The organism is Arthrobacter sp. SAFR-044 (genome assembly GCF_051965175.1).
In the GTDB taxonomy this organism is placed as follows: domain Bacteria; phylum Actinomycetota; class Actinomycetes; order Actinomycetales; family Micrococcaceae; genus Arthrobacter.
Genome location: NZ_JBQCMK010000001.1, coordinates 66,716 through 93,503, shown reverse-complemented (window position 1 = coordinate 93,503; position 26,788 = coordinate 66,716). Strand labels below are relative to the sequence as shown.

Here is a 26,788-nt window from a genome sequence, read left to right as displayed (position 1 = left end):
GACATGCCAGAACTAGCCGACGCCGGGTCCTACCCGAGTGCGACGCTTCCGCAGGTGCCAGCTCCGGTTGCCACCGCGGCAGTCCCGGCTTCCTATGACTATGCCTTCCTGTATCCCTGGCAGCAGGAAGCCCTGAAGGCCTGGCACTCCAATGCCCGTTGTGGCGTGGTGGAGGCCGTTACAGGTTCCGGTAAAACCCGCGTGGGCGTTGCCGCCGCCTTCGAAGCCGTCCGGCAGGGCATCAAAGTCCTGATCCTGGTGCCGACGGCCGAACTTCAGCGCCAATGGCTCGTCTCCCTGCGCCGGGACCTGCCCACAGCGCGGCGCGGTGCCCTCGGTGACGGACGCAATGATTCCCTCGACGACGTGGACATCCTCGTGGCCATCGTTCACTCGGCGTCCAACCGTCAGACACTCCGTTCCCACAAGGCGGGACTGATCATCGCCGACGAGTGCCACCGTTATGCGGCACCCATGTTTACCGGTGCTCTGCAGGAGGGGTACGCCTGGCGGCTTGGGCTGACGGCCACGTTCGAAAGGGCGGACGGTGAGCACGAGAACCTGCTGCTCCCCTACTTCGGCGGCGTCATCTACAACCTCTGGTACGACCGCGCGCTGAAGGACCAGGTCATCGCCCCGTTCGACATCGCTCTCGTTGGCGTTGATCTGACCCCTGCGGAACAGACCGACTATGACGAGTTCTCGGCTGTGATGGTGGAGGCGGCGCGAAACCTCGAGACGTACGCAGGCATTCCCCGCCGGCCCTTCCCGCAGTTCATTGCTGCCGTGGCCGCGCTGGCGGCTTCGGACGCCCTCAGCCGGGAAGCGACAATCGCGCGCAGGTACATGCGCGCAATGTCCTCGCGACTCAACCTGCTGGCCGAGGCCAAGACGAAGTACCTGGCTCTGGCAGCACTGAAGGAAACGGTTGATGGGTCCCGCGGGACGCTGGTCTTCACCCAGACCCAGGATTCCGCGCGGCGGGCGCAGGAGCTTTATACGTCCCTCGGGGCGACGGCGTCTGCGGTTTTCAGCGGCATGGCAAAGGACGACCGCCGGCAGGGCTTGGAGGATTTCCGTACCGGCGCATCCCAGGTTCTGACCGCGCCGCGGCTCCTCGACGAAGGCATCGATGTCCCGGAGGCCGACCTCGGGATCATCGTTGCCGCCAACCGCAGCCAGCGGCAGATGGTGCAGCGGCTCGGCCGCGTCATCCGCAAGAAGGCCGACGGACGGCCGGGGCGCTTGGTGGTCCTCTACTCGAAAGGCACGGTGGAGGACCCGGACGTCCAGGGCGAGGAATTCCTGGGCAAGGTGCTGCCGTTCGCGCGCAATGTTGAGTTCTTCGACATCAGGACGGATCTGGAAGGGTTGCAGGAGTTCCTCCGCCACGTCGAATCTGAAGAGGCTTCAGTGCCCCAGAGTCGCGGGACGACAACGGGCACGCCCGGAAACGGTGCGGGACCCGAGGGCGGCAGCGGGCCCGAGCCGGTGGTTGAGCCTTCTGTGGAGGAGGACTACGGGAGCGCACCGACATTGTTTGATCTTGAGGGCTCCGACTGGTTGGAGGAGCTTCAGGGGCTCGAGGGTTTCAGCGACGACGGGGTTTCGGACTACCTGCAGCGGGCAGGCCGCGCGGACCTGCTGACCGCCGAGCAGGAAGTTGAACTCGCGAGGGACATCGAGGCTGGCCTCTATGCTGCCCATCTGCTGGCTGTTGGCACTCCACGGGGGCGCCGCGAAACCCGGGAACTCCGGACCATTGCCTTGCTCGGCGAACGCGCCGCGAACGCCCTGCTCGAGGCGAACCTCCGGCTGGTCATTTCCATCTCCAAGAAGTACATGTATCAGGGCATGGACCTGCTGGACCTGATCCAGGAGGGAAACATTGGCCTCCACCGGGCGGTCTGCAAGTTCGACTACACCCTGGGTTTCAAATTCTCCACGTATGCGACGTGGTGGATCCGGCAGGCTGTCACCCGGGCGCTGGCCGACCAGGCCCGGGTCATCCGGCTCCCGGTCCACATGGTGGAGCAGATCCATAAGGTGCAGGCAATTCAGCGTGACGCCGCTCGGAAGGGTATCGAATACAGCCTTGAGGAACTCGGCAAGCTCACTGATCAGTCGGCTGAAAAAGTGGAGCATCTTCTGTCGCTGGACCAGCCTGTGCGTTCCCTGGATTACCTGGTACCGGACGGCAGGGGCGGCCTGGAGCCGCTGGCCGACCAGCTTCTCGATCCTTGGCACGTTGATGTTCTTGACCAGATCGCCAAGGAACAGCTCAAGGCCCAAGTGCACGCGGTCCTTGACACCCTGACAGAGCGGGAAGCCGGGGTCATTGCAATGCGCTTCGGCCTGGACGACGGCGAAGAAAAGACCCTGGATGCCATCGGCAAGGTCTATGGCGTTACGCGGGAGCGCATCCGACAGATCGAGTCGAAAACCATGGCCCTGCTCAGAGAACCAGAACGATCCCAGTCCCTACGCGAGTACAACTACGGTGGTGGTGTTGCATGACCTGCACGATTTTCCCTTCGGTCAGTCTCGCTTTGGCCGAGCTAGAAACAAGGATCAGCCATGCTCAGGCCGCCGATCCGCTGGCTCCGGTGACCATCCTGGTCCCTTCCCATGCCGCTGGTCTCGACGTGACCCGTTACCTGGGCAGGACCCTCAACGGGGGCGCTGGGAGTGTGGGGGTCAGGGCGTTCACACTCAAGGACCTCGCAACCGAACTCATCGCCGACGACGACGCAGTGAACGGACGACGTCCCCTTCTCCCCGTCCTCCGGCTTGGGGCCGTGAGCCGGGTCCTGCTGGAGGAACCAGGGCTTTTCAAGGATGTCGCCGACCAGCCCTCGACCGCCCGTGCGATAGCCAAGACAGCGGAGCTCCTCGACGCTGTTCCGGCTCCCGCCGACCCGGAACTCCCAGAGCTCATGCAGGAAGTGCTGCGGCTTCATGGCGCTTCAAAGGAGGCACTGGGCCGGCAGTGGTACACGGACCATGAGGCTTTTACCCTTGCCAGCAACAAGCTCGGGACAAGGACCGTGACGCAGCGGCTCGGCACCATCATCGGTTTCATGCTCGGTACCGAAAACCGTCCCGCCGAGGCAATCTTCAGAGCAAGCCTCGAAGCGGCCGGAATGCAGCATCTCGCAGCGGCCGGCTCGGCAGAGAATGGTGTAAGACTTCTGACGGCGTCCGATGCCGACGATGAAGCCCGCGCGGTGGTGCGCCTCGTCGTCGAGCGGCTTACAACAGGTACACCGGGCCACCGTATCGGAATCTTCCACTCGGCCGCCCAGCCCTACGCTGCGCTACTCACCCAACGCCTTAGCCAGGCGGGAGTCACTTTCGTCGGTCCCTCAGCCCACCGGCTTATGGACTCGCCACTGGCCCGTGGTCTCCTTCAACTACTGAAGCTGGACCCGCAGGATCTCGACACCCGCGCGATCCTGAACATCCATGCGGAAGGTGCCTTCTCCTGGCATGAGCAGAAGCTGCCCAGCAGTGCAGCATGTGAAAGGGTTTACGCAAATCCACCCGCCGAAGAGGATTATGCAGGAGCAGACACCTCCGCCCGCGCGGACTATCTGGAAAAGTTCCGGATATTCCAGGCCTTCAGGGAGGCCCTTGCGGCACGGATAAGCCTGGTCCAAGCTGCTGCCTCATGGAATGACGCCTCCGCGTCGCTGATCTCGCTTCTTGAGGACTTCATGGGCCCCAAGGGCGTCGGCGAACGCCCGGAGAAAACCGCTGCCCGTAACGCGCTGGTCGAAGCCGCCTCGGATCTCCGGCATCTGGACCTTGTTGGTCCTTTGCCACGCCCGGCGCTCCTACGAAGCGTCTTGGAAGACGGCCTAGCTTCAAAAGGCCGCTGGACCGGGAAGAGCGGCACGGGTGTCGTCGTGGGCAGTTTCGCTGATGCGGTCGCCAGGGACCTTGATGTCGTCTTCCTTATGGGGGTTGCGGAAGGGCTTGCGCCAGCACGGACAAGGGAGAACCCACTGCTGCCGGACAGCGCCCGTGCCATGCTGGCCATTGGCCTCCCCACGGTTGAAGAGCGTGCCGAGGCTAACAAGAAGCAGTTCTTTGCTGCCCTCGCTACAGGATCCGAACGGTTCATCACCAGCCCCCGCGGGGACCTGCGCGGCTCCGGGAGTTACGAAGTGTCACGCTGGATCGACCGCAAGCCTGAACCCGAGGACCAGCTGCGGTCCTTCGCCCACGGCATTGAGAACGGCGCACCCGCCTCCGATGCGTTGCCCCCAACAGCTCAGGAATGGCGGCTCCGTCGTATCCTCACTGCTGAGGAGAGCACCTCCGTATTGGAAGAGGAGGCGCTGCAGCATGCGCTAGCTGCCACCCGGGACAGGCGGGATGGCATCTTCTCGAGGTTCAACGGCAACCTCGATGCATATGCAGGGATCATAGTGGACCCCGAAAAGCCGCTGTCCCCCACCCGGCTTGAGGAATGGGTCACCAGCCCGTTCAGCTACTTCATGAAACACGTCCTGAAAGTCAGCATCTTGGAGGACGTGGCACTCGAAGTGCAGATCTCGCCGCAGCAACGGGGCATCCTTGTTCACCGAGTGTTGGAAGATTATGTTCGCAGCATCACGAAAGACGGCCTTCCGCCTTCGTTGGACCGCCTTATGGAGCTGGCAGACTCCGCTTTTAAGGACGCCGCGAATCCGGCATGGCTCAACCACGTGTGGGAACGCAACCAAGCCATGCTCCGCCAAGACCTAACGCGTGTGCTGGCGGACGACCAGGACAGGTTTGCCGAAGGCTGGAAGTATCTCGCCGAAGAGGCGAGCTTCGGGCCCGAGGACACGGACACCCACCCGCCCGTTGAACTGCTTCTCGACGACGGCACTACGGTCCGCTTCCGGGGAAAGGTGGACCGGATTGACCAGCATTCCGATGGCAGTGTCCGGGTGATCGACTACAAGACGGGCAAGTCGAAAGATTATGACCCGCTCGCGAAGCACCCAACTGCGGAGGGCACCCGCTACCAGCTTCCGGTCTATGGCCTGTTTGCCCGGACCCTCCGCGACAACTCGTCGGATGTCGCAGCAGAATACTGGTTCATCTCGAAAGCAGGCGGTTTCAAGAAAATCGGCTACACCGTGACAGACGAAGTCGTGGACCAACTGCGCGCGGACGTGGGCCTGATCATTTCTGCCCTCCGGAACGGGATCTTCCCGCCACGGCCCGAGTCCAACCGCTACGTCAACTTCACCACCATGATGGGCGCCCAAGAGCTCGGCCAGCAGTGGCTGAAGCTTCAAAACGCCCCCGAACTAGCGCCCTATGCCCAGCTCCTGAAGGCGGAGAAATGAACCCGGAACTCCTGGAACTCACAGACCAGACCGACCGAGCGCTGATCGAGCAGGAGCTCGAATCGAACATCTTCGTTGAAGCGGGTGCAGGAAGCGGCAAGACGCATGAGCTCGTCGAGCGCATCTGCGCTATGGTTGACGCCTGCGTCGAACTCAAGAGCGTGGCAGCCATCACCTTCACCGAAAAGGCAGCAGGTGAGCTGCGGGAACGGGTACGTCGGCGGCTGACGGAGGCCAGCCTCACAGACCTGCGCCGCCGGGCGCTCGACCAGCTGGATACGGCTCCCATCGGCACCATCCATTCCTTTGCAGCACGCATCATCAGCGAGCATCCCATCGAGGCGGGTGTTCCACCCCTGCTCACCGTGGTGGATGAATTGCGGTCCCAGATTGCGTTCACGCGGCGGTGGGAAGAAGCCCGCCAGAAACTGTTCGCCGACTCGTCCCTGGACGACCCACTCCGTATACTCCTCGGGGTCGGCGTTACGCTTGACCACCTGCAAAACGTTGCGGCAGACCTGGATGCCAACTGGGACCGCCTGGAAAGTCATCCTCCCCGCAGGCGGCATATTCCGGCCTTAGACCTTGGTCCGCTTCTCCGCCAAACTTCAGACGTCCTCGCACATGTCGACCAATGCACTGACCCTGCGGACAAACTGCTGACCGCCTTCGAACACATTAAGAGCTGGCACGGTCGCCTCTCCGAGGCAGAATCCGGAGAACTGGGCCTCGTCCTCGAGCTGCTCCACGCTGTTCCGCAATCCGGCTTTAGTGGGGGGCAAAGGGGCAACTGGTCCACCAACGTCGCCGAGGTGCGGAGCTCCTGTAAAGATCTGGCCCAGCAGGCGATAGCCCTGCGCAACAGCTTCGTACAGCCCGCCGTTGAGACCGTTACCGCCGCCATGGCCGAGGTCCTTCTTCAAGCGGCTCGCGAACGTCAGCGGAGCGGCGAGCTTGAGTATCACGACCTTCTCGTTCACGCGCGGGACCTCCTCATCGGCAAGGACAAACAGGGCGTCCACGCTGCCCTGCATGATCGCTACCGCTGCATCATGCTGGACGAATTCCAGGACACAGACCCCATTCAGGCTGAACTGGCCACGCGGATAGCCGCCAGCGACGTCTGCGGGCCCGACGGCTGGGAGCATCTCAACGTACCTCCCGGCCGGCTGTTTACTGTCGGTGATCCGAAGCAGTCCATCTACCGCTTCCGCAGGGCTGACATCGCCACCTACCTCGCGGCACAGCAGCGCTTCTCAGACGACGCGGATTCCAGTATCGCGTCACTCCAGACGAACTTCCGTTCCACCGGAAAGCTGCTTGAGTGGATCAACGGCACGTTCGATGAGCTCATCACGGCCAACGGCACGGTTCAGCCGGAATACCAGGCCTTGGTGCCTGATCCCCGGCGTCCCGAATGGAGCGACGAACATGGTCCGGCCGTCTCAATCATTGGTCGTGGCGTTGCGCAGCCCGATGAAGCGGGAAAGGTCTCTGCCGATGCGATGCGCCGGCAGGAAGCTGCGGACGTTGCTGCAGCAATCAGAGTCGCGACGGGCACGGTAGGGCTACCGGCGTGGCAGAAGCAAAGCAAGCGGTCCGACAACGGCAGCTTTGAATGTTCACCGGTTGAGTTGAAGGACATTTGCGTCCTGATCCCCACACGGACCGCCCTCGCCGCCCTTGAAGATGCATTGGACGACGCCGGCATTGAGTATCGGGCCGAGGCATCCTCCTTGGTTTACGCCACTCAGGAGGTTACCGACCTGCTGCTGGCGATGCGGGCAATCTCCAATACAGCGGATGAAGCTGCACTTGTGCTGTCACTGCGTTCGGCAATGTTCGGATGCGGCGACGATGAACTGTTCGAGTGGAAGCAGGGCGGAGGATATTGGACCCTCTTTTCAAAGGTGCCTGAAGCACTGCGAGACACCTCAGTGGCCCAGTCCCTCAAATACCTTGCCGCCTTGTGCCGGGAGATAGAGGTGCTGACACCGGCCGAAATTATGGAGCGGCTAATTGCCGACCGCCGCATGCTGGAGGCGGCAGTTGATGCGCCGCGCTACCGGGACGTCTGGCGACGGTTACGCTTTGTCATCGATCAAGCCCGGGCTTGGATGGAGGTCACGCATGGCGGGCTGCGTGACTACCTCGTGTGGGCGGCAGCGCAGCAGGAGGAAAACTCACGGGTCAAGGAAGCTATAGTGCCGGAAACCGATGTCCAGGCAGTCCGGATCATGACCATCCATGCTTCAAAAGGGCTTGAGTTCCCGATGGTGATTCTGGCGGGAACGGGTTCCCGTCCCAAGATGGATTCGCCGGCCGCGCTCTGGGACCAAGGCTCTCAACTCCACGTGCGGTTCGTAGGCGAAATCCAGTCCGCGGGCTACAGCGACGCGAATGCAGTGGAAAAAGCGTTCGTAGAGGCAGAACGTCGGCGCCTGCTATATGTGGCCTGCACACGAGCTGAGAGTCACTTGGTTGTGTCCCACTATGTTTCGGACGACAAAAGCTTGGGGGAAATCCTCAGGCGTGCAGTGGATGCAGCCCCGGCGCCAGACCTCGACATCCCAGAGGATATGCCGCTGCATGCAAGAGCAGTCCACAAGGTCCAACCAGTCGAGTCATTTGAAGTTTGGCAGCAGCGGTGCGATGTCTGGCGGAAGAACTCGGCCCTCGTATCGTCCACCAACGTCACGGCAATCGCCAAAGGAACGGACGGCTTTGCCGCGTCTGAGATGGACAAGACCCCGCATTTTGTGAGCATTGATGAGAACGGCTCGCTACCGACTTCGGCAGCGACAGGCGGTGAACACGGCAAGGACTTCGGTACGGCCCTGCACAGGCTGCTCGAGCTGAGTGACCTAAAAGAAAACGAGAACCTCGACGTTCTCGCTGAAAGGATCGCCAGCACGGCCGGACTTGCAGATCCCGCTGGTCTGGCTGAACGTGCCCGTTCTGCTCTACGCAGCGCGCCTGTACAGCGCGCCGCTGACCGAAAGCACTGGCTTGAGCTTCCCGTGCTCACACCCAACAACGGAATGACACTCGAGGGCATCATTGATCTGATGTACCGCGAGGACGACGGGACTCTGGTCATCGCCGACTTCAAGACTGACATCAGTGTCACCCAGGAGACCTTGGCGGCTTACTGGCGTCAGCTGTCGACCTATGCGGGCATGGTGGAGCGCATTACCGGGCAAAAAGTGAATGAACTGGTCTTGATCTTCTGCCGAACTGGAGATGCCGAAATTCGCCGTCATGCACGAGATGGTGGTGCCGAGCAGAGGGCGTAGGCTCAGGGTGCCGTCACCACCAACGGTGGCGGCACCCGGGGCTTTGACAGGCCCACTTAGGCACGCCCCACTCAACGTGGCCAGTCGCCGGGTAGAGACGCTGTTCCTCCATCACCACGCAACCGGCAAACTCCGCCTTCGGGTGTTGCTCCATAACGTCAGACATAACCATGCCGTAGATGACGCGCCAGGATTCGTGCCCGCACACGGGGCATCGCCTTGTCGCAGCTGCCTTCTTTGTCTTTCTCTCCTCAGCCACGCAAGCAACTTAGCCGTGGAGCCAGACATTCCTCGACTTACAAAAAGTTCTTAGCCGCTAAGCATTTTTTGTAATCACCTTGCTGCCATTTCAGGGCGTCTTGTCGGAAGCGCTTGAAGGGAGAGGTGGCTCAAGGCCGTTGCTTCTTAGATAGTCAAGCGCACGCTCGATGGCTTCGATCTTTCGCTTCAGTTCCTTGAGCGACTGCGCCGATTCATCTGAGAACTCGTCGAGCCGCTCATACTGACGCCGTACCTCAATCTCCGTCTCAACGAGAATCCTCCAAAAGGACGGATCCTGATCGAGGTTATTTCGTTGCCGAAGAATTGCCGCAGCCAGTTGACGCTCGAACACTGCTGCGACAGTATCCGCAGTGGTTCCTGGACTAGCCAAGCTGAAAGCGATGCCGCCTCCACCTGCAGTGGCGAGGGCCCCCGCCGTTATCAGGCCACCCATCATGCCGCCAGGCCCAAAGGCCGCCAACGCGCTAGTGATCACAGCGGCCCCAGCAAGACCGGCGCCAGCAGCAAGCACCAGGCCGCCCGTTGCGACCACAAGGGCCGCCGCGCCGGCACCTAATGCGCCCCATTTGATCCAGTTCATTCCGAAGCCGGCAGCCAGTGCCTCCTGAGCGTGTTTGGCTGCGGTGAATACATCGGCCCCAAACTGGCTTCCCAAACCCATCTCGGCGGTGAGCTCTTTCATCGACTCCTGCCACTTTTCCCTCGAGATGGAGATCTCGAAAGGCCGAATGACGTTCTCGGCCGCCAGGATTGTTAGTGGGATAACGGCCTCGTCCCTCGTCATATGGCTACTGGGAAGTGGTTCCGGTGCGGCTGAATGCGGATCGGAGAGGTCGAATGCTAGGCGCGCAACCTCGGACGGCATTGGTCTGCGCTCGGCATCATTTCGTCTCCGGATGTCATCGACGACGGCGGCTTGCACGTGTCGAAGGGCACCGGCGAAACGATCCTGTTGGTCACCTTCCAGCCTCATTTCCGTCAGGTGTGCGTACCTCAGCGCCAGAAGGGCGAGTCGTTCCGCGGAATCCATAGGGATGTCGAGGCCACTATCGGTGCCAGCAAGTTCCTTCGATCTTGAACCGAAAAGCGCGAAGCCGATGGCGGTGGCCACGGTCTCATCAGCGAGGTACTCCTCCGCATCGTGGACGCGGAGGCTTAAGTTCGTTTGGATACGACAGTCGATCATCCAGGGAAACACAGAGGAAACGCCGCGGTGGGCCGCGACAGGATCGTGGACGTTCCAGAAATTCACCCACCAGGCCAGGTTGGTTGGCGGCTCCCGTAGGGTCTCCCGCAGCTTGTCGACATCGAAGTTGCCATTCGCAAGGGGGCTCCCGATGGTTACCATGCCCGCTACCTCTAGGCCAACCGGTAATCGGCGAACGAGGTCAGCAGCGATGACGGAACCAAGGCTATGGCCCACGATTACAACCCGTCCCGCATCGGGGAGTAACTTGAGGATGCGGTTCAGGACCTGGGCGCGAATCTGAGGGTTGTTCAGGTAGTTGTCCGCTTGGCGGAAGGGAGGCAGACCGACGGCGAGGTTGACGACGGTGTCGGCGCCGGCGCGGCCATTACCCTGGTCATGCCGTCCCAGCCGGTACTCAATGGCTCCAATGCGCCGCTCGAAATCCCGACGGTTCTTCTTGGCCGCTTCGCGCTGAGGCTGCTTGATTGTCAAGGGAGGCAGTGGATCGTTGTCGTCCGAGCCCCTCAGCGAGTGCGCATACTTGGGCGTGATTACTTCGACCGTATCCAGTTTGGGGTAACCAACGTCTACAAGGGTTTCGGTCAGCCGCATCTTCCAGCCGTCGTCTGGATCGCCGTCTCCAACACCGTGCAAGAACAGCAAGATAGTTTCGTTGGACAAAAGAAAACTCCATTCCCACAGGCATCCAAGCCAATACCAAAGCTTCTTGGCAAGAATAGCTATTCCAAACAGAATCACATGCCGCGCATGCTCCGAGTCGTTGAGAAGTTCGTTGCCTAACATCCGTTTCCCTCAAAAGTGCGAGGGGGTTGGAAACGCCAGCGTGACAAAGATGCGGCGTGGGGCACGTGTGCTTTCATTGCAGCTCCGCCATTGACCTCGTGAACGGTATCGTCATGGTCATGAGTCAAAGGCCGCCGCTGGTGAACCGCGCAAGCGATTGGATCGCAAATGCCCTTTCCTTCCACCACAGACAGCTCACCAAACACCGCAGGGTAATGCGCATCGGGAAGTCCCGAGTAGTACTTACAAAGGGCCAGGCCATAACGTCGTCGGCAGCAGTTTTTGCGGCAGGGTCAGTATCCTCGGCAGGTTCACCGGACTGGATTTTCTGGACTGTTTTGCTGGGTGGAATCTTGGGAGGCAGGTTTGTCTTCCCCATTCCGGTCAGCAGTATTGCCAGTAAAAGAGGTCCTGCCGACGTAGCCCAGAGAAGCGATGGGCAGCTGGATGGCATGACGCCGGAGCAAATCCGGATCTACGAGAACAATATGATTCTGAAGCATCGGCTCAAAGGACCTGAAGGACTTGGCACCGCACAGGCACTGTGGCGTCAACTCGAGGCCGCCCGGGCGGCGGAGCAAGTCGCTGCCATGCCCCCGGGAAGCCTGGCCGAGATGTCAGTAGTTGACGCTAATGCCTTCAGCGCCGCTGCTTTGCAGCATGACCGCAGCAAGAACCGGTGGCTGGCGTACGAACTCGATCCGCAACTTCAGTTCGACTTCCCGGCAATGTCCGATACTAGCGTGTCTGAAACCGCTGCCATGATCAGGGCAGGCCAGGCGGCTGATCAGGCCAAGTCTTCGGCCCGCACCGCCGACTACCAGTCCGCCGTAGCGGCGTTCGGCAACGCGCTGCGGGCAGCAGAAGCTGCCGCCGGGGTGCCCAAGAAGTAAACCGCGACGCAAGGGCACCCTGTCCTTTTGGTGCGCTGATCCAGCTGCTCCACTGCGCAAGCCCGGATCGGTATCCCATATCCGGTCTGTTCTCGATCGACTGCTAGCCTTTCAAGCGCCGCTGCCGGAACATCGGGAACAACTCCCGCACCCGGTCCACCGTCTTCAGCGAAACCTCCACTGTCCGCATACAAGGCTCCAGCCCAAGGTCCGCCTCAACAACCCCCATCGGGTCCACCAGCACACTCCGGCCCACCGAGACCGGCGGCGCCTGGCACACCCCCGCTACATACACGCTGTTCTCGATTGCCCGCGCCGCGTTCAGGACCAGCCACTGCTCGGTCTTGTGCTCGCCCGGCACCCAGGACGAGCAGACCAGCAGGACCTGCGCGCCGGCGTCGGCCAATGACCGTGCCAGCTCGGGAAACGCAGGTCGTAGCAGGTCATCAGCCCGAACCGCACTCCCCCGTGCTCGCCCCGCCCGGCTCCTCCGAGGTTTCCACCACGCCCGCCACCACGGCGATGCGGTGGCGGGCGGCGATGGCGGCAAGCTCCCGGCAGACCGGCCCGTCCAGCGGCTCGGCTATCGCGGGGAATGTGGCGTCCACCTTCTTCTTCTCGTACGTGGCGTACTCCGGGAAGGCGACCAGGGCGGCGCCGTCCCGCGCTGCCTCGGTGGCGAAGCGGTCGATCGCGGCGAGGTTGGCCTGGATGTCGGCACCCGACTCCAGCTGCCCCAGCGCTATCTTCACGAGTGTTCCTTCCCTTGGCCCAAAAGCCACGCTACAAACAACACAGGCTCAGACGGCTGCCTCGACCGTCGCCTTCTCCGTGGCCGTCATCTCCGGCGGCGCCGCCATGAAGCCCCGGGTAATCAGGGCCAGGACGATGATGCCCAGCACCAGCCAGGACACACCCAGCGTAATAGCGTTGCTGTCCAGCTGGGAGAGCAGGTACGCGCAGATGACGGCGCCGATCACCGGGACCACCACATAGGACACCGCGTTCAGCTGCTCCCCCTCCCGACGCCGGCGCACATAGTGGAACACCACCGAGGCGTTCACCAGCGTGAAGGCAGTGAAGGCACCAAAGTTGATGAACGACGTCGACGTCGCCACGTCCAGGAACAGCGCAATCAGGCCGATGACGCCGGTGATCACCAGATTGGCCACGGGAGTGTGGAACTTCTCGCTGAGCCTGCCGAACACCGCCTTCGGCAGGACCGAGTCGCGGCCCATGGCGTACATCAGGCGGGACGCACTGGCCTGCGCGGCGAGGCCGGAGGCGAACTGCGCCACCACCAGGCCGGCCAGGAACACGGCGCGCAGTTCCTTCAGCGTGAACGGCTCATCCAGCAGCGCCCCAGGATCAGGAGCCTCCGCAAAGGCGCAGCGCAGCGACTCCACCACCTTGGCCACCATGTCTGCGGCCCACAAGACAGCCCGGAGATCAGCTTCGGTTCCCCGCTTAAGGAAGCTAGGCGGACGCCGTCGGACGTCAGCACTTGCTTGCAGCTACGGTGGCACCCGCCGTCCAAGGCCCTTCGCAGACGCGCCGGGACGGCCTTCTGAAACAAAGCTTTTGGCCGTCCTTCATTACGTTTGTAATCACTTCGGCAGTTTACGTGACGCACTACGTGACGTACTGTATGCTACGTTATGTAATATTCCAACGAAAAGAGAGAACCCCGATGATCAACACGTCCGCCGACCCAGCCGCCGCCTTCCAGTACATCCCGGTCCCCAACGAACACGTCAGAGCCGTACTCGCCTTCTTGGGGGGACTCGTTTCGACTACAGCTGCCTCCTCCATCGAGTCGATTACTGAGGATGCGGTCCCCAGCGAGCGGATCATTTCCCTACTTGCCTCCCTCGGCGAACACCTTTCGACTATAACTACCGCCTCCACCGAGCAGATTGCTAAGGATGCAGGCGTCACCGATCAAGAAGCGATCGACGGCTGGACCGACGAGGACCTGATTAAGTTTTTTGCGATAGACACCAAGACCAGCATCAACGTCGGGAGAATGCTCCGTCACCTATCCGGCCACCCCGGCCAGGACGGCGCTCTGAGTACTCGTGAATTGGCGGAGGCGCTGGACGTGGACTACTCCGTCATGAAGATCCTCCCCACCCAGGTCAAACGCACGCTGGGCAGGCACTTCCCGGGACTGACGCCGCCTTGGCGTGCGCAGTCCGGGCCCAGGTTCACGCCGCCGCGTGCCAACGAGGTGTTCTTCTGGGTCACGGATGAGCGCGCAGCTCAGTTGAAGCGCCTGCCTGACTGACCGATGCAGACCTCCCTACAGGAACCTCCAGCGGGCGATCGACGCCTCCATCGCAGCGCTTTTTGGCACGTCGGCTGGAGGCGCCGACCCCTACGGATTCAGCAAATAGTTAACCTGTTAACTGCTGGGCCTGCACACCGTATGGCGGACACTTGAGGCGCATTCTTCAACGCATGTAGAGCGGTCATCGAAGGCCTGGACAAAATCGGTTCCAACAGCTGGATCCCGGTCAAGCAGAGCCAGGAGGTTCCGCGGCGACCATGTGGATGCGTAGGCCCGCCACTGTCGCATACAACTTTTCAGTCTGATGCGCTGCCACAGGAAGCGGAAGCGTCAGAGCCTCCACAGAAAATGTCAGAGCTGGCTGCCACCTTTCCCGCGTGTGTATCGTCCGGGCCCGCCGCGACGAGTATCGGCAAGAAAGGAATACCACGATGCAACCGAATTACGTCAAGGTCGAGATCCGATGTGGGACCCGGGGAAGCACAACTCCCCTATGCGTTCGAGTCGACAGAGGGGTCCCTCCTCAATTAAGATGTGCGCCCTCAGGAGGCGCCGCCGGACCGTCAACTGCCGGTCATCACACCTGCGGCAAATGCGAAACGCTCCTTGCTGAACGCGGAAAGCGTCTTTCCGAACAGGTCAACCAACTCATCGCCCGCGGGTGGGACAGCCACCTCAGGTCCGGCGCCGTAGTAGTTACCCGCTGACCGAGAACTCAGGCCGTCAGTCGCTCTGTCGCGTACTTGTTTAGGGGCATTCCGTGATTGGCAGCTTCAATCGCGAGCTGGCGATGGAGTTCCGGGGGCACCCGGAGGTTGAGGCGGCCACTGAACTTTTGCGTCGCGATGGGCTCGGGCACGGGCTCACCCGACTGCGTAAGTTCATCGATGACGTCGGACACTAATCGTTCAATGCCGCGGAGCGCCTCGAACTGATCCTCGTCCAGCCAGGAGAGGGAAGGGAACTCAAGAACAGTGGCGACGAACTCCTGATCCTCCGGCGACCACTGCACTGAGTATCGATACTGTGTCACCGCAGACGGCGCAGCAGCTGCTTTTCGAGTGGACATTTACTTCTCCTTGCTCCGATCGATGGCGGCGATGGCTTTGTCTCACTTGGTACGGCTTTGCCTTGCCATTTTTGTTCTGCAAGTTGATCCTGGGATCCCCCGCCCAGGGCATCTTGAAGATGGCATTGTGGCTTCCAGAGCCCGACCTAGGTTCGCCAAAGTAGTGCGTACAGAGTTTGAGCATGTCGCTGTAAGAGACGTTCTCAGGTGAGTTCCTAGCTTGCTTCTCGATCTTATCGATGCCCGCCACATGGACTATGGTGCCACTTTTGGCACCACTCCTCAAGATGGCTAATGACCCCGAGGGCGCGCCCCGACAGTGGGCCGGGCGCGCCCTTGCTTCATGAGGACCTGCTAAAGGTCCATGACCTTTGGTTCAGTGGATGAGGTCCTGCTGCTTTTCACGGTCGGAAGACTCAATCTGCCCCGGAACCTTGCCGGAACGGTGGTTCAGCCAGCACCCCACTGCCAGAACCGCCACGAGTCCGAAGGTGCTCAGGAGCTGGGGGCGTGAATCCTCACCGATGAATCCCACCGTGAAGATCGCCGCGAGGATCACCAGACCAAGCGAAGTGAGCCACGGGAAGCCCGGCATCCGGAGCGGAAGCGCCGTTCCGTCGCGGTCGGCGCGGAGGCGCAGCGCCAGCTGGGCCAGCAGAGCGGACGTCCACACCAGCAGGCAGGTCGAGCCGACAATATTGAGCAGGGCAGGGAGCACCTTCTCGGGAAACATCAGCTCAAGCACCACCGTAACCACACCGAAGGCGACGCTGGCCAGGACCGCCACCACCGGGACCCGGGCCTTCGACACGGAAGCGAGCCACCGCGGTGCCTCACCCCGCTCGGCCAGGGAGAACGCCATCCGGGAAGCACCGTACAGGTTGGCGTTGAGGGCTGAGAGCAGAGCTGCGACGGCCACCAGAGTGATGGCGGTGGCCGCCCCGGGCATACCTGCGGCGTCCAGTACGGCGGCGAACGGGCTCTTCAGCCCTGCTGAACCCACGGGCACCACTGCGGCGATCACGAAGATGGCACCGATGTAGAACACCAGGATGCGCCACAGCACCGTCCGGACCGCCTTCTTCACGCTGCGGGCTGGCTCGGCCGTCTCGGCTGCCGCCACGGACACGATCTCGGTGCCGCCAAACGCAAAGGCGACCACAAACAGCGCCGTCGCAATCCCGCTGAACCCGTTGACCGCGAAGCCCTCTCCCATGAAGTTGCCGAGGCCCGGTGACTGCACGCCCGGCACCAAGCCGAACAGCAGGGCAAAGCCCACCAGCAGGAACCCGACGATTGCCGCCACCTTCAGCAGGGCGAACCAGAACTCGAACTCGCCGAAGTTCTTCACGCTGGTCAGGTTCACCGCGGTGAGCACCACGATGAACACGAAGGCCATCAGCCACACCGGCAGGGCCGGGAAGATCGTCGCGAGCAGGCCGGCCGCACCCAAAGCTTCGGCGGCGATGACCACCACCAGCTGGATCCACCACAGCCAGCCCACCGTGGCGCCGGCTACCGGGCCGTAGGCCTTGGCCGTGTACACGGAGAAGGCGCCGCTGTCCGGGTTGGCGGCGGCCATCTCGCCGAGCGCCCACATCACTAGGATGATGAGGGTGCCGGCCACGAGGTAGGAGATCAGCACCGCCGGACCGGCGGCCTGGATGCCGGCCCCCGAGCCGATGAACAGGCCCGCGCCGATGGCGCTGCCCAGGCCCATCATGGTGAGCTGCCTGGGTTTGAGGGCCGCGCCGAGGGCGCGGGCAGACGTCTTTGTCTGGGGTTCCATTAGGGATTCCTCTTACTTAGTAGGTGGAACGGAAGGAGAAAAGAGTCAGGAAATTGCCAGGACCGCGTGTGATGCAAGGAGCCGGAGCACGCGGTCGTTGGAGCCGGGGTCGGCCACAGTGATCCGCACGCCGTCGCCCTGGTACGCGCGGACCATAATGCCCGCGGCGTCGAAGGCGTCCACAAGCAAGCCCAGAAGCGGGGCGTCGGCGCGGATCCACAGGAAGTTGCCCTGGCTGGGCTGCAGCGTCCACCCCTGCGCGGCAAGCTCGGCAGCCATCCGGGAACGTTCCTGCTTCACCAGGGAAACCCGGGCTGCCATCTCCTCCCCCGCGTCCAGCGACGCGACGGCCGCCTTCTGCGCCAGCGCGCTCACGGCGAACGGCAGGGCGGTGCGCCGCAGACCTTCGGCGATGGCCGCCGTCGTAATCGCATAACCGACGCGCAGGCCTGCGAGCCCGTAGGCCTTGGAGAAGGTGCGCAGGATGCAGACGTTCGGGTACCGGCGGTAGAGCGCCAGGGAATCGGGGCCGCTGCCGGCGTCGGCGTACTCCACGTAGGCCTCGTCGATCACCACCAGGATCTCGGGGCGGACGGACCGCAGGAAGGCCTCCAGGCGGTCGTGGCTGATCGGCACGCCGGTGGGGTTGTTGGGGGTGCAGAGCAGGATCACCTTGGTGCGCTCGGTGACGGCGGCGGCCATGGCGTCCAAGTCGTGGCCCTCGGCCTCGTCCAGCGGGACGCGGACCGGCCGGGCACCTGCCAGCTCCACCAAGATGGGGTACGCCTCGAAGGAGCGCCACGCGAACACCACCTCATCCCCGGCGTCGCACAGTCCGGTGATGATCTGCTGCAGGACGCCCACGCTGCCGGGCCCCACCGCCACCTCCGTCGCGGTGACGCCCAGGTGCCGGGCGATCCGTTCACAGAGTTCGACGGCGCCCATGTCCGGGTAGCGGTTCATCCTGCCGGCCGCCTCGGCCACCGCAGCGGTGGCTGCGGGCAGGGGCTCGTAGTGGCTTTCGTTGCTGGCGAGGGCGGCGATGTCCGCGCCGACGCTGCGCCGGCCCGGCACGTAGGCGGGAAGGCCGGTGACCGCGCTGCGAAGTGTGGGCAGCGCTGTCTCGGGTTCGGCCAGGAGTTGTTCAGCAGTCATGAGGTCCGATCATGGAAGTGACCCGGACCACAATGCAAGATACGCTTTTGTGCTTGGGACTTCTGCTCAACTTCTAGTACCTCTGGTGAAAATATGACCATCCCTTCCTCCCGCACCCTCGATTCGCTCGACGGCAGGATCATCCTTGCCTTGGACAAGGACCCCGAAGCCAGCGCCCTGGCACTCTCCCGGACCCTCGGCGTCGCCCGCAACACCGTCCACGCCCGGCTGGCGCGGCTGGAGCGCAGCGGCGCACTCCGCTCCTTCAGCCGCAGGCTGGATCCCGCCGCGCTCGGCTACGAACTGATGGCCTTCCTCTCGCTGGAGATCAGCCAGACGCGGTTCGGCTCAGTGGAAAGCGGGCTCGCTGCCATCCCGGAGGTCATCGAGGTGCACGCAACCACCGGCGACGCAGATCTCATGGCCAAGGTGGTGGCGCGCGGCACCGCCGATCTCTACCGCATCACCAACCAGATCCTGGAGATCGACGGGATCCAGCGGACCAGCACCGCCATCTCCGTCATGGAACTCATGCCGCCCCGGTACGACGGGCTCATCAGCCGGCTGACGGAGCAGGAAGCGCGCCCTTCCGCCTAACCCTGGGTGATGCGCGCCACAACTGGGCGTTTTGGCAGTTCTGCTGCTCCTCCCCTGCCAAAAGTCCCAGGCGCATTCCCGTGTGTTGCCGATCTCCATGCCGGGCCGCAAGATTCCTGCATGACTTCACTTACCGTTTCCGGCCGCGTGGCACAGGTTCTCAGCAGCTACGTCAGCGACGTCTTCGGCGTCATGGGCAACGGCAACGTCTACTTCCTGGACGCCGCGGAGCACCAGGGCCTGCGCTTCACCGCCGTCCGGCACGAGGGCGCCGCCATCGCCGCGGCCGACGCCTACTACCGCACCTCAGGACGGCTCGCCGCGGGCACCACCACCTACGGCCCCGGCTACACCAACGCGCTCACCGCCCTGGCCGAAGCCGTCCAGGCGCAGATCCCCGTCGTGCTGGTCACCGGCGACGCACCCACCAGCGGCGCCCGGCCGCAGGACGTGGACCAGGCCGCCATCGCCGCCGGCCTCGGCGCCGCCACCTTCACCGTCACCCGCGACGCCGCGGGCGCCATCACCCGGCAGGCGGTGGAGTACGCACTCACCCGGCGCACCGCCGTCGTGCTCGCCATCCCCTACGACCTCGCCGCGCTCGAGGCTGCGGATGAGGACCTTCCGGAGCCAATCGCTTTGGAGGTGACGGACGACGGCGGCACGGACCTTGCGCGGGTGGCCCGCCTTCTCGCGGAGGCACGGCGACCGCTGATCCTGGCCGGCCGGGGCGCGCACCTCGCCGGCGCCGGCCCGGAACTCCGCGAACTCGCCGACCGGCTCGGCGCATTGACCGCCGGAACCGCCCTGGCGCTCAACCTCCTCAATGGCGAGGGGTACCTGGGCGTCGCGGGCGGTTTCGGCACCGACACCGCTGCCGGGCTCATGGGCGAGGCCGACGTGGTCCTGGTGGCAGGGGCGAGCCTGAGCCCGTTCACCATGCGGTTCGGGCATCTGCTCGGCACGGATGCCACGGTCATCCAGATCGACACCGCGGTGAAGCCGACGAACCCGCGGGTGGATGTGTTTGTCCAGGCGGATGTGAAGGCTGCTGCTTTGCGGCTGTTGGCGTTGGTTGATGGTTACGCTGCTGCTGGTGCGTGGCGTTCGGAGGCTGTCCGGCGGCTGGCTTCCGGCCCGGGCCATACTACGGGTTCCGCTTCGACTGAGGACGGGCGGCTGGATCCGCGCGCGCTGGCTTCAGCGCTGGGCGCCATGCTGCCGGAGCGCCGCACGGTGGTGCAGGACGGCGGGCACTTCATTGGGTGGGCACCGATGTACTGGACCATTCCGCGGCCGCAGGACCTGGTGATGGTGGGGACCGCGTTCCAGTCGATCGGGCTGGGTCTGGCGAGTGCCGTCGGGGCGGCCCGTGCGGTGGAGGACGGCCGCACCCTGGTGCTGGCCTCCGGCGACGGCGGTTTCCTGATGGGCCTGTCCGATCTCGAATCGCTGATCGGGGCCGCCCGCAGCGCGATCGTGGTGATCTACAACGACGCCGCCTACGGGGCCGAGATCCACCAGTACGGCTCCCAGGGCTTGACTGAGAAGCCGATGCTGATCCCGGAGGTGGACTTCAGCGGAGTTGCGCGGGCTTTGGGTGCGGAGTCCGCGGTGATCCGCTCGCTGGCTGACCTGTCCGCGCTTCAGGAGTGGATCGACGCCGGGGCCAGGGGAACCTTCGTAGCGGACTGCCGGATCACTTCCAGCGTCCGCGCGCCGTGGCTGACCGAATGGATGAAAGCGACCCGAGCGGCAAAGACTGCGGTGGGGAGCTAAGAACCCTTCCCGACCGTTCCTTTGGCTAGTTCGGGAAGGAGCGGCTCGGACCGATCATTCCCATGCTGGATGTGCAGCCACCGCTGGCCTTGCTTCGGAGACCCCGAAGACGCTCCTCCCCGAAGTAGCTTGGGAGAAGAACTTCCCAATAAGCAGGTGCTAACGCGGAGGCTACACCCTGTTGGGGTCCCTCTTGTTTCGCTGTTTTGCGATGTTTTGCGGGTCTTTGGGCCCTTGTCGAGTTACTTGCCCAGGTCTCAGAGTAGAGGTCGCAGAGCAGAGAAGGCGGAGGTGGTCAGAATGACCGAGACAGGACCAAACCCAGAATCTTCATCTACTCCCGCCTATGTCATCCTCTCCGTAGAGGCAGAGGAAAGCGTGACCCCTGATGGCGCCAAGGGCGGCGCCCGAATGGAATCTCAGGGAGTCATCAAAGCTGTAGCTGCCCCAAACACTCCGCCGATTTCCGGGCTGCTGGTGTCTACATGGACTGATGCGTGGACCTACTGTAAAGCAACCTCAAAGTACGTAGGCGCGCACCATTGGGTGCCTTGGCTCGGAGGAGCGACAGCTGTCCTCAGCGCGATCACCGCGACGGAAATCTTCACAAGCCTGCAGAACGAGGAGTTCTCGATCACTGCCCGGGTGCTGGTAGGTGCAGTCATGATCTTAGCAACCGCTATCACGGCTCTCCAGGCTTGGACTGGAAGCCGCATCAAGGCTCTCAACGACCAAGCCGATGCCTTCCACAAGCTGCACCGCAAGATTCAGCGTGACATCGAGACACACGCCGCCGGGTCCGAAACATACGTGAACGACGTGGAGACAGAGTTGCGAGGCATCATGGCAAGCATGGTGCCGGTAAGCAACGCCGCGTGGGACCATGCAAAAGCCGACGTGATTCTGGAGAGAGACACGGAGCTTGAACGGCTTGGAGTCATTCCGCGGAGGCCAACAAAAAGTTGACCATCAAGAACCTGGCTGAAGCTGTTTCCTGCTATAAGATCATTCATCGGAGCCTTGAACCTATGTAAAAGTCCTCCGACCAGTTCCTGCTCCTCAGCGCAGACGAGTCCCAAGTTTCCCTCCGACGCCGCCTTCCGAGACCCCCAGGCCCCGAGCGAAATTCGCCCTTGGATGTCAGGGCCCACCGCGTATGATGCTGAGTGAGTCTTCAAAACGAACTGACAAAGTCCCTACAGGCTTCAAACGCCCGCGACGCAGACGCTGTTCTCGATTGCCGGGCCGCATTCGCGCCAGTCCCTGTTCCGTCTCCCACCGCCGTCGTGCTTGCAATTCCCCACGACCTCGCCGCGCTCGAGGCCGCTGTAGGACTGCATCGACGCCGGAGGCAACGGAACCTTCGCGGCCGGCTACCGGATCACCTCCAGTGTCCGGGCCCCATGGCTGACGGAGTGGATGAACGCGACAACGACGGCAAAGATCGCGGAGTCGGTGGCGGGGTAGTCACCCCTAAAGGCGAAAATACTCAGGCATGCAGAGCCATCGATTCAAATTACCAGTGACATCGTTGCCTCCCGGAAACGAGAAACTTCTAGCGACATGGGACTGAACCGGTAACCCCTGCCTCGAAAACTAATTAGTGCCATCGCCGTTAGGTCCCGCAAGCACGCTGGGACTAAGGTCCCTACCAAAACTCTGCGAATACTTTTACCATGTTCTCACGCTGATAATTCGCTCATAGTTTGGATTTCCTCCTAGCTTATAGTTTGGATTTCCTCCTAACTGCCACAACGTCGACCATTTTGGCTTACACCCCGCGCTGATGGCTACTCCCAAGAAAGCAACTTTCCTGAGGGTTTTGATGGATAGAAGAGTCGAATACCTCGGTCCAGACGACTACCCGCCTACCGAGGACGTGGCCGCGCTAATCACCAATTCGGGTGCAAGTTCGCAGGGATCAGCTTACGGGCGTGTACTGCGTTTGGCTTTAGCTGCCAAGGGCGGGGTAAGTCTAGCAGTTTGGATCGGAGGAGCAGTCGCCGAAATCGACGTTCTTCGAAGGGTGCGACTCATCCGGATGGGGTCTCGGGTCCACAGGTTCTATTTCTTGGAAAGGCCTGGCGAGACTGTAGATCCGCAGACACGATCCCGGGCCCAGACTTATGCCGCATGGCTTGATAAGCAGCGCTATGACCGCGTCGAAGTAGACATACTCGCCGGCGCAAGTGCGGGCGGCCTTAACTCAGTCCTTTATGCCGTTTCCCAAAGGGTAGGCGGCAGCTTTGACCAGGTTCTTTCTGTTTGGCAGCAGCAGGGAGCAATATGGGCGCTCCTCCAGCCAAACGGGTGGCACGCTGTTCCATCGGTTTTTCGAGGTGATGGGTACTTCTGGTCGGGCGTGGAGGCAGCGATCAACAAGATTATGGACGGCCCAAAAAACAGTTTGCACGAGTCCGGTAAGTTATCAGTTCATTTGTCCGCTACTATTTCAGACCCCGACTATTTGGCCCAGAACAGCGGCAGGGGGCACTTCCGTTTTGTCCTCCCGCCCTCAGAAAGCGAAGATGGTGAGGGTTGTCTCCGCAAGAACAATCTCGTAAAAAAGCTTTCATACGCCGCGCGCGCAACGTCTTCGTTTCCTGGGGCGTTTGAGCCTGCGCTGATTTGGTCGCACGCGCTTAGGGATGGGTATCAGGACAACGACCCGTTTGAAGACGGTCCTGTTGACATGAGTGTAGAGTTCGCGGCGCGGCGCGGGAATCTTCCAGGCATTCCTTTCAGGGTGATTGATGGGGGAATTCTTGACAACGTTCCGATTGATCGGGCGCTTCATGCGGTTCGCACTTCACCAACGGATACTTACGACACCCGCCGCCTGCTTTACCTCGACCCGAGCCCAGATGCCCGCATCATCCCACCTGCCGCAGTGAGCGTAGACCCTCCAACCTGGGCCACCAGGGAGGCCATACGCAAGGACAGATTGTCCCGCTTCACTCAGGTCCTCCTCGCTGCCCAATCGATCAGACGATTCCGGGAGTCGGCAGAGGATGAGATCGAGCAAGTGGCGCAAGACAGGCTTCGGGCACTCGCCCATGAGGCACGTCTGCGCGCTTGGAAGCAGGCCTCCATGATCTCATCCGACTCTTCCGCGGACCGCAAAAGGCTGCAGGACGCATACATTGTTGCACGCGCAGTTACAGATTTAGCCCTCCTTCGAGAGGCAATGGAGGATCCAGAGCGCTGGTTGTTGGACACAGAGAGCCTAGACCGGCCGAGCCTTCAACCCACTTCGCAGAACGCCAAGAGAACTCTGGAGCGGGACTTAAAGTCGGGCTACCAAAGCATGCTCGCATCAATAAGTTCAAAGGAGCGGCTATCGGTTCTCCAGGGCCCTCAGGCTCTGCTGGAAACAGTGTGGGCTGCTCTGGCATGGCTCAGGGCCCAAGAGGAACAGGCCTTTGCCAAAACTGAGATGACTCGGCTCGATCCCCGAGGACGTCAGGAATCCATCAGGGAGGAACTTTACAAACTTCAAGCGCAGGCCCGCCATCTCCGCGACACCTGTGTGTTAGGAGTCCTCAAGGACACGGAAAGCAGCACCGCGAAAGAACGATGGTTGTGGGAGCAGGACCAAAAACTGGAAAGATGCACGCCGCTATGGGACGAGATGGATGACGTAGTAGAGGGCCTCAGAGAGCTCTCGATGAAGAATTCGACTCGTGTCAACCCCTGGGCTGCGTTCCCTCAGAGTTGGCGATCGTGGGACCTAACACCCTTCGTCGCGCTAGCTTTTAGATCAGAGGGGCACGAAGCGGTAGGGTTCACTGCGATTACCGCGTCAGAGCCCACATCCTTGGACTCGGGAATCGACCTCGCAGAATTGCTTGCGGCTCGCCGCGCGCGTCAAGCCGAGAAATACTTGAGAATTGCCCTCGATGAGGATTTCGGTGAAGCCGTGTTAAACCAGGGCTTGCCGGAGCAACTGGACGCTGACTCAAAGCTCGCTGGCTCCTCGCTATTCAACTTCGCAGCCTTCTTTTCAGAACGATGGCGCACTAACGATTGGTGGTGGGGGAGACTTGACGCGTCCGCTGGAATAGTAAGAATGCTTGCAGACTTAGACCCCCCACCGCTCGCGACCAATCAGGGCTCTTTCGCGGGCGACCCTGACACTGATGCTCGGAAAGTTCAGTCTGAGGTCGTCACTCAGGTGAAACAACTGCAGCCGCGGGGAAATCCTGGACCTGAGGGAGACCCAGTCCTCCTTTCAGGCCCCGGGGATCTGTTTCGCCTTCAACCAGCCTACGTGGCAGCTATTCTGCATCGTCTCAGCCGCCTACTTCTCCGCTCCTTTGACATAGGAGACAGTTGGCCGATGAAAATCTGTGAAGCCTTTGTGAAGCTCATGGCGCCCTTATTTCTTGTTTTGCTTCCTTTCTCGCTGGTGCACCTCCCAGCAATCTTCTCAGCCTCGGTGATCGCTGTTGCCATTGCCCTCTCGTCGACTTCCGGAAGTCCGTCCGTATACGCAAGCATCTTTATAGTTATCCTCGCAGTGCTGTGTTTAATTCCGTTGTTCTCTACAAGGAAAGCCAGGCTCCGAAGAAAGAGACTGATCGACCGCGAGTCTAAACAGAGTAGTTCCGGGTCCTTAGACAGCATTAAAGGACGGTTGTACACCGATCTGGCCGCACGCATGGCGAGAGGAGAGAAGTGGTCTCGCTGGTATTTTTGGGGAGCCCTACTCGCATGGGTAGCTTCAGTGGCCGTGGGACTCCACGACGGATGGTCAGCGCGCACGCTCATATTTCTCATAGTGACCTTCTCATTGTCTGTCACCAGTTGGTGGAATCTCGTCTGCCTTCCGTCCGAGGTGCCCAATCGGGCGGCGGCCACTTCATGGACTCTTGCCTCCCTCTTGTCAGGACTACTCGCAGTAGGCCTCGTCTTCCTTACAAATCAGCAAAGGCAAACAGCGCTATTGCCAATTTGGCTGACGGGCCCTTTCGCGACGGTTGTCATCACGGCAGTGCTCAGCTTGTGGCTCGTATCCGCGTACAAAGAAAGACCGAGGAAGGCTTGGATCCAATGGTTTCTTTTGTCCCTCGGCAGTGGACTGGTCACATGGGCGGTGGCGTTCTCGCTCAAGACAGCAGGAGTCGGCACAATTTGGACTTCCCTGGCCCTCTACGCGGTAGCGGCTCACTACCTGTGGTGGGCAGGAAGCATTCGCGGGCTCGGAGATTATGGAGCTGTTGAGGTGAACGACATTCCGGACCCCCGCAAACCAGACTATGGGATGGCGGCCGACGGGGCTCTGCGGAGCGAATTCGGCGCAGACACAGATGTTGTGGGGCCCTGAGACGGGTACGACCGAAATGGGCGAATTCGACGACTTCATCGGCCAGCTCCCGTGGTATCCGGGCCAGTCAAGCAGGCCCAGGCTTCAACACCGAAGGCCGGCGGTTTATAGCTGCAGAGGTATACCCCGAAACCTTTGCTGTTGCGCTTCCTGCAGTTGCGAGCAGTTTCGCGGCAGCTACAACCGCCGCTGCCGGAACATCGGGAACAACTCCCGCACCCGGTCCACCGTCTTCAGCGAAACCTCCACTGTCCGCATACAAGGCTCCAGCCCAAGGTCCGCCTCAACAACCCCCATCGGGTCCACCAGCACACTCCGGCCCACCGAGACCGGCGGCGCCTGGCACACCCCCGCTACATACACCCTGTTCTCGATCGCACGCGCTGCGTTCAGCGCCAGCCACTGCTCGGTCTTGTGCTCGCCCGGCACCCAGGACGAACAGACCAGCAGAACCTGTGCGCCAGCGTCGGCCAGTGACCTGGCCAGCTCCGGGAACCGCAGATCGTAGCAGGTCATCAGCCCGAACCGCACTCCCCCGTGCTCGAACACGACCGGTTCCAGGGACCCGCCTGGCTTGATGAACTCGGATTCCCCGAACCCCTGCGCGTCGAAAAGGTGGATCTTCCGGTACGAAGCCAGCCGGCCGCCGTTGGGGCCGAAAGCCACCAGCGTGTTGTACGCCTTGCCCGGCTCCTCCGAGGTTTCCACCACGCCCGCCACCAGCGCGATGCGGTGGCGGCGGGCTATAGCGGCAGGTTCGGTGCAGACGGGGCCGTCCAGCGGCTCGGCCACCGCGGGGAACGTGGCGTCCACCTCCTTCTTCTCGTAGGTGGCGTACTCCGGGAAGGCGACCAGCCCGGCGCCGTCGGCCGCTGCCCCGGCGGCGAATCGGTCGATCGCGGCGAGGTTGGCCTGGATGTCGGCGCCCGACTCCAGCTGCCCCAGCGCTATCCTCACGAGTGTTCCTTCCCTTG

The 26,788-nt window shown here is 62.1% G+C and carries 17 protein-coding genes; 9 read left to right on the top strand and 8 right to left on the bottom strand.

Annotated features, from left to right (window positions below; all coding sequences use genetic code 11):
* Window positions 1–3: 3 nt before the first annotated feature.
* From ACTHQS_RS00385 to ACTHQS_RS00375, 3 genes are read left to right on the top strand one after another with little or no spacing between them, the layout of a single operon-like run.
* On the top strand, window positions 4–2,517 hold the full coding sequence (locus ACTHQS_RS00385; RefSeq protein ID WP_440165066.1) for a sigma-70 family RNA polymerase sigma factor: 2,514 nt from the start codon (window positions 4–6) through the stop codon (window positions 2,515–2,517).
* Complete coding sequence (locus ACTHQS_RS00380) at window positions 2,514–5,345, top strand: PD-(D/E)XK nuclease family protein (protein WP_440165064.1); 2,832 nt, start codon at window positions 2,514–2,516, stop codon at window positions 5,343–5,345. Before ACTHQS_RS00385 ends, ACTHQS_RS00380 begins: the two co-directional genes overlap by 4 nt.
* Window positions 5,342–8,641, top strand: a complete 3,300-nt coding sequence (locus ACTHQS_RS00375) for a UvrD-helicase domain-containing protein (RefSeq protein ID WP_440165062.1) — start codon at window positions 5,342–5,344, stop codon at window positions 8,639–8,641. The genes ACTHQS_RS00380 and ACTHQS_RS00375 overlap by 4 nt, the downstream gene beginning before the upstream one ends.
* 349 nt (window positions 8,642–8,990) lie before the next feature.
* Here ACTHQS_RS00375 and ACTHQS_RS00370 read toward each other — a convergent pair whose 3' ends face one another.
* A complete protein-coding gene (locus ACTHQS_RS00370) occupies window positions 8,991–10,916 on the bottom strand; it encodes a hypothetical protein (RefSeq protein ID WP_440165060.1) in 1,926 nt (641 codons plus the stop codon).
* A 98-nt stretch (window positions 10,917–11,014) separates the two neighbouring features.
* On the opposite strand from ACTHQS_RS00370, the gene ACTHQS_RS00365 reads away from it, so the two are divergent.
* Window positions 11,015–11,809 (top strand): hypothetical protein, encoded by a 795-nt coding sequence (locus tag ACTHQS_RS00365; protein ID WP_440165058.1) that lies wholly within the window; start codon window positions 11,015–11,017, stop codon window positions 11,807–11,809.
* A gap of 103 nt (window positions 11,810–11,912) precedes the next feature.
* On the opposite strand, the gene ACTHQS_RS00360 is transcribed toward ACTHQS_RS00365, so the two are convergent.
* From ACTHQS_RS00360 to ACTHQS_RS00350, 3 genes are read right to left on the bottom strand one after another with little or no spacing between them, the layout of a single operon-like run.
* Entirely contained in the window at window positions 11,913–12,215 is a 303-nt protein-coding gene (locus tag ACTHQS_RS00360) for a nitrilase-related carbon-nitrogen hydrolase (RefSeq protein ID WP_440165057.1), read from the bottom strand.
* 40 nt (window positions 12,216–12,255) lie between these two features.
* Window positions 12,256–12,561, bottom strand: a complete 306-nt coding sequence (locus ACTHQS_RS00355) for a nitrilase-related carbon-nitrogen hydrolase (RefSeq protein WP_440165055.1) — start codon at window positions 12,559–12,561, stop codon at window positions 12,256–12,258.
* 48 nt (window positions 12,562–12,609) lie between these two features.
* Complete coding sequence (locus ACTHQS_RS00350; protein WP_440165053.1) at window positions 12,610–13,245, bottom strand: APC family permease; 636 nt, start codon at window positions 13,243–13,245, stop codon at window positions 12,610–12,612.
* 254 nt (window positions 13,246–13,499) lie between these two features.
* Between ACTHQS_RS00350 and ACTHQS_RS00345 the strand changes: the two genes are divergently transcribed.
* On the top strand, window positions 13,500–14,096 hold the full coding sequence (locus ACTHQS_RS00345) for a hypothetical protein (RefSeq protein ID WP_440165051.1): 597 nt from the start codon (window positions 13,500–13,502) through the stop codon (window positions 14,094–14,096).
* Window positions 14,097–14,814: 718 nt separating this feature from the next.
* Here the strand turns inward: ACTHQS_RS00345 and ACTHQS_RS00340 are convergent.
* The 3 genes from ACTHQS_RS00340 to hisC all read right to left on the bottom strand — a co-directional run bounded on the left by ACTHQS_RS00340 (window position 14,815) and on the right by hisC (window position 18,112).
* The gene (locus tag ACTHQS_RS00340; protein ID WP_440165049.1) at window positions 14,815–15,168 is read right to left on the bottom strand and encodes a type II toxin-antitoxin system HicB family antitoxin; all 354 of its coding nucleotides are present in this window, start codon (window positions 15,166–15,168) and stop codon (window positions 14,815–14,817) included.
* 376 nt (window positions 15,169–15,544) lie between these two features.
* Entirely contained in the window at window positions 15,545–16,957 is a 1,413-nt protein-coding gene (locus ACTHQS_RS00335) for an amino acid permease (RefSeq protein WP_440165048.1), read from the bottom strand.
* 45 nt (window positions 16,958–17,002) lie between these two features.
* The gene (gene hisC, locus ACTHQS_RS00330) at window positions 17,003–18,112 is read right to left on the bottom strand and encodes a histidinol-phosphate transaminase (protein ID WP_440165046.1); all 1,110 of its coding nucleotides are present in this window, start codon (window positions 18,110–18,112) and stop codon (window positions 17,003–17,005) included.
* A gap of 93 nt (window positions 18,113–18,205) precedes the next feature.
* Between hisC and ACTHQS_RS00325 the strand changes: the two genes are divergently transcribed.
* The 4 genes from ACTHQS_RS00325 to ACTHQS_RS00310 all read left to right on the top strand — a co-directional run bounded on the left by ACTHQS_RS00325 (window position 18,206) and on the right by ACTHQS_RS00310 (window position 25,814).
* A complete protein-coding gene (locus tag ACTHQS_RS00325) occupies window positions 18,206–18,709 on the top strand; it encodes an Lrp/AsnC family transcriptional regulator (protein WP_440165044.1) in 504 nt (167 codons plus the stop codon).
* Between the two features lie 120 nt (window positions 18,710–18,829).
* Window positions 18,830–20,488 carry a thiamine pyrophosphate-binding protein gene (locus ACTHQS_RS00320; RefSeq protein WP_440165042.1) on the top strand — a complete coding sequence of 553 codons (1,659 nt, stop codon included), beginning with the start codon at window positions 18,830–18,832 and terminating at the stop codon, window positions 20,486–20,488.
* Window positions 20,489–20,788: 300 nt separating this feature from the next.
* Window positions 20,789–21,454, top strand: a complete 666-nt coding sequence (locus tag ACTHQS_RS00315; protein WP_440165040.1) for a hypothetical protein — start codon at window positions 20,789–20,791, stop codon at window positions 21,452–21,454.
* 820 nt (window positions 21,455–22,274) lie between these two features.
* The gene (locus tag ACTHQS_RS00310; RefSeq protein WP_440165038.1) at window positions 22,275–25,814 is read left to right on the top strand and encodes a DUF3376 domain-containing protein; all 3,540 of its coding nucleotides are present in this window, start codon (window positions 22,275–22,277) and stop codon (window positions 25,812–25,814) included.
* Between the two features lie 177 nt (window positions 25,815–25,991).
* Here ACTHQS_RS00310 and ACTHQS_RS00305 read toward each other — a convergent pair whose 3' ends face one another.
* A complete protein-coding gene (locus ACTHQS_RS00305) occupies window positions 25,992–26,771 on the bottom strand; it encodes a carbon-nitrogen hydrolase family protein (protein WP_440165036.1) in 780 nt (259 codons plus the stop codon).
* Window positions 26,772–26,788 lie beyond the last annotated feature (17 nt).

Coding starts and splice junctions, on each gene's coding strand:
- ACTHQS_RS00370 (WP_440165060.1), bottom strand. CDS start 10,916: ATGTTAGGCAACGAACTTCTCAACGACTCGGAGCATGCGCGGCATGTG.
- ACTHQS_RS00320 (WP_440165042.1), top strand. CDS start 18,830: ATGACTTCACTTACCGTTTCCGGCCGCGTGGCACAGGTTCTCAGCAGC.
- ACTHQS_RS00315 (WP_440165040.1), top strand. CDS start 20,789: ATGACCGAGACAGGACCAAACCCAGAATCTTCATCTACTCCCGCCTAT.
- ACTHQS_RS00385 (WP_440165066.1), top strand. CDS start 4: ATGCCAGAACTAGCCGACGCCGGGTCCTACCCGAGTGCGACGCTTCCG.
- ACTHQS_RS00375 (WP_440165062.1), top strand. CDS start 5,342: ATGAACCCGGAACTCCTGGAACTCACAGACCAGACCGACCGAGCGCTG.
- hisC (WP_440165046.1), bottom strand. CDS start 18,112: ATGACTGCTGAACAACTCCTGGCCGAACCCGAGACAGCGCTGCCCACA.
- ACTHQS_RS00340 (WP_440165049.1), bottom strand. CDS start 15,168: ATGTCCACTCGAAAAGCAGCTGCTGCGCCGTCTGCGGTGACACAGTAT.
- ACTHQS_RS00345 (WP_440165051.1), top strand. CDS start 13,500: ATGATCAACACGTCCGCCGACCCAGCCGCCGCCTTCCAGTACATCCCG.
- ACTHQS_RS00325 (WP_440165044.1), top strand. CDS start 18,206: ATGACCATCCCTTCCTCCCGCACCCTCGATTCGCTCGACGGCAGGATC.
- ACTHQS_RS00310 (WP_440165038.1), top strand. CDS start 22,275: ATGGCTACTCCCAAGAAAGCAACTTTCCTGAGGGTTTTGATGGATAGA.
- ACTHQS_RS00335 (WP_440165048.1), bottom strand. CDS start 16,957: ATGGAACCCCAGACAAAGACGTCTGCCCGCGCCCTCGGCGCGGCCCTC.
- ACTHQS_RS00380 (WP_440165064.1), top strand. CDS start 2,514: ATGACCTGCACGATTTTCCCTTCGGTCAGTCTCGCTTTGGCCGAGCTA.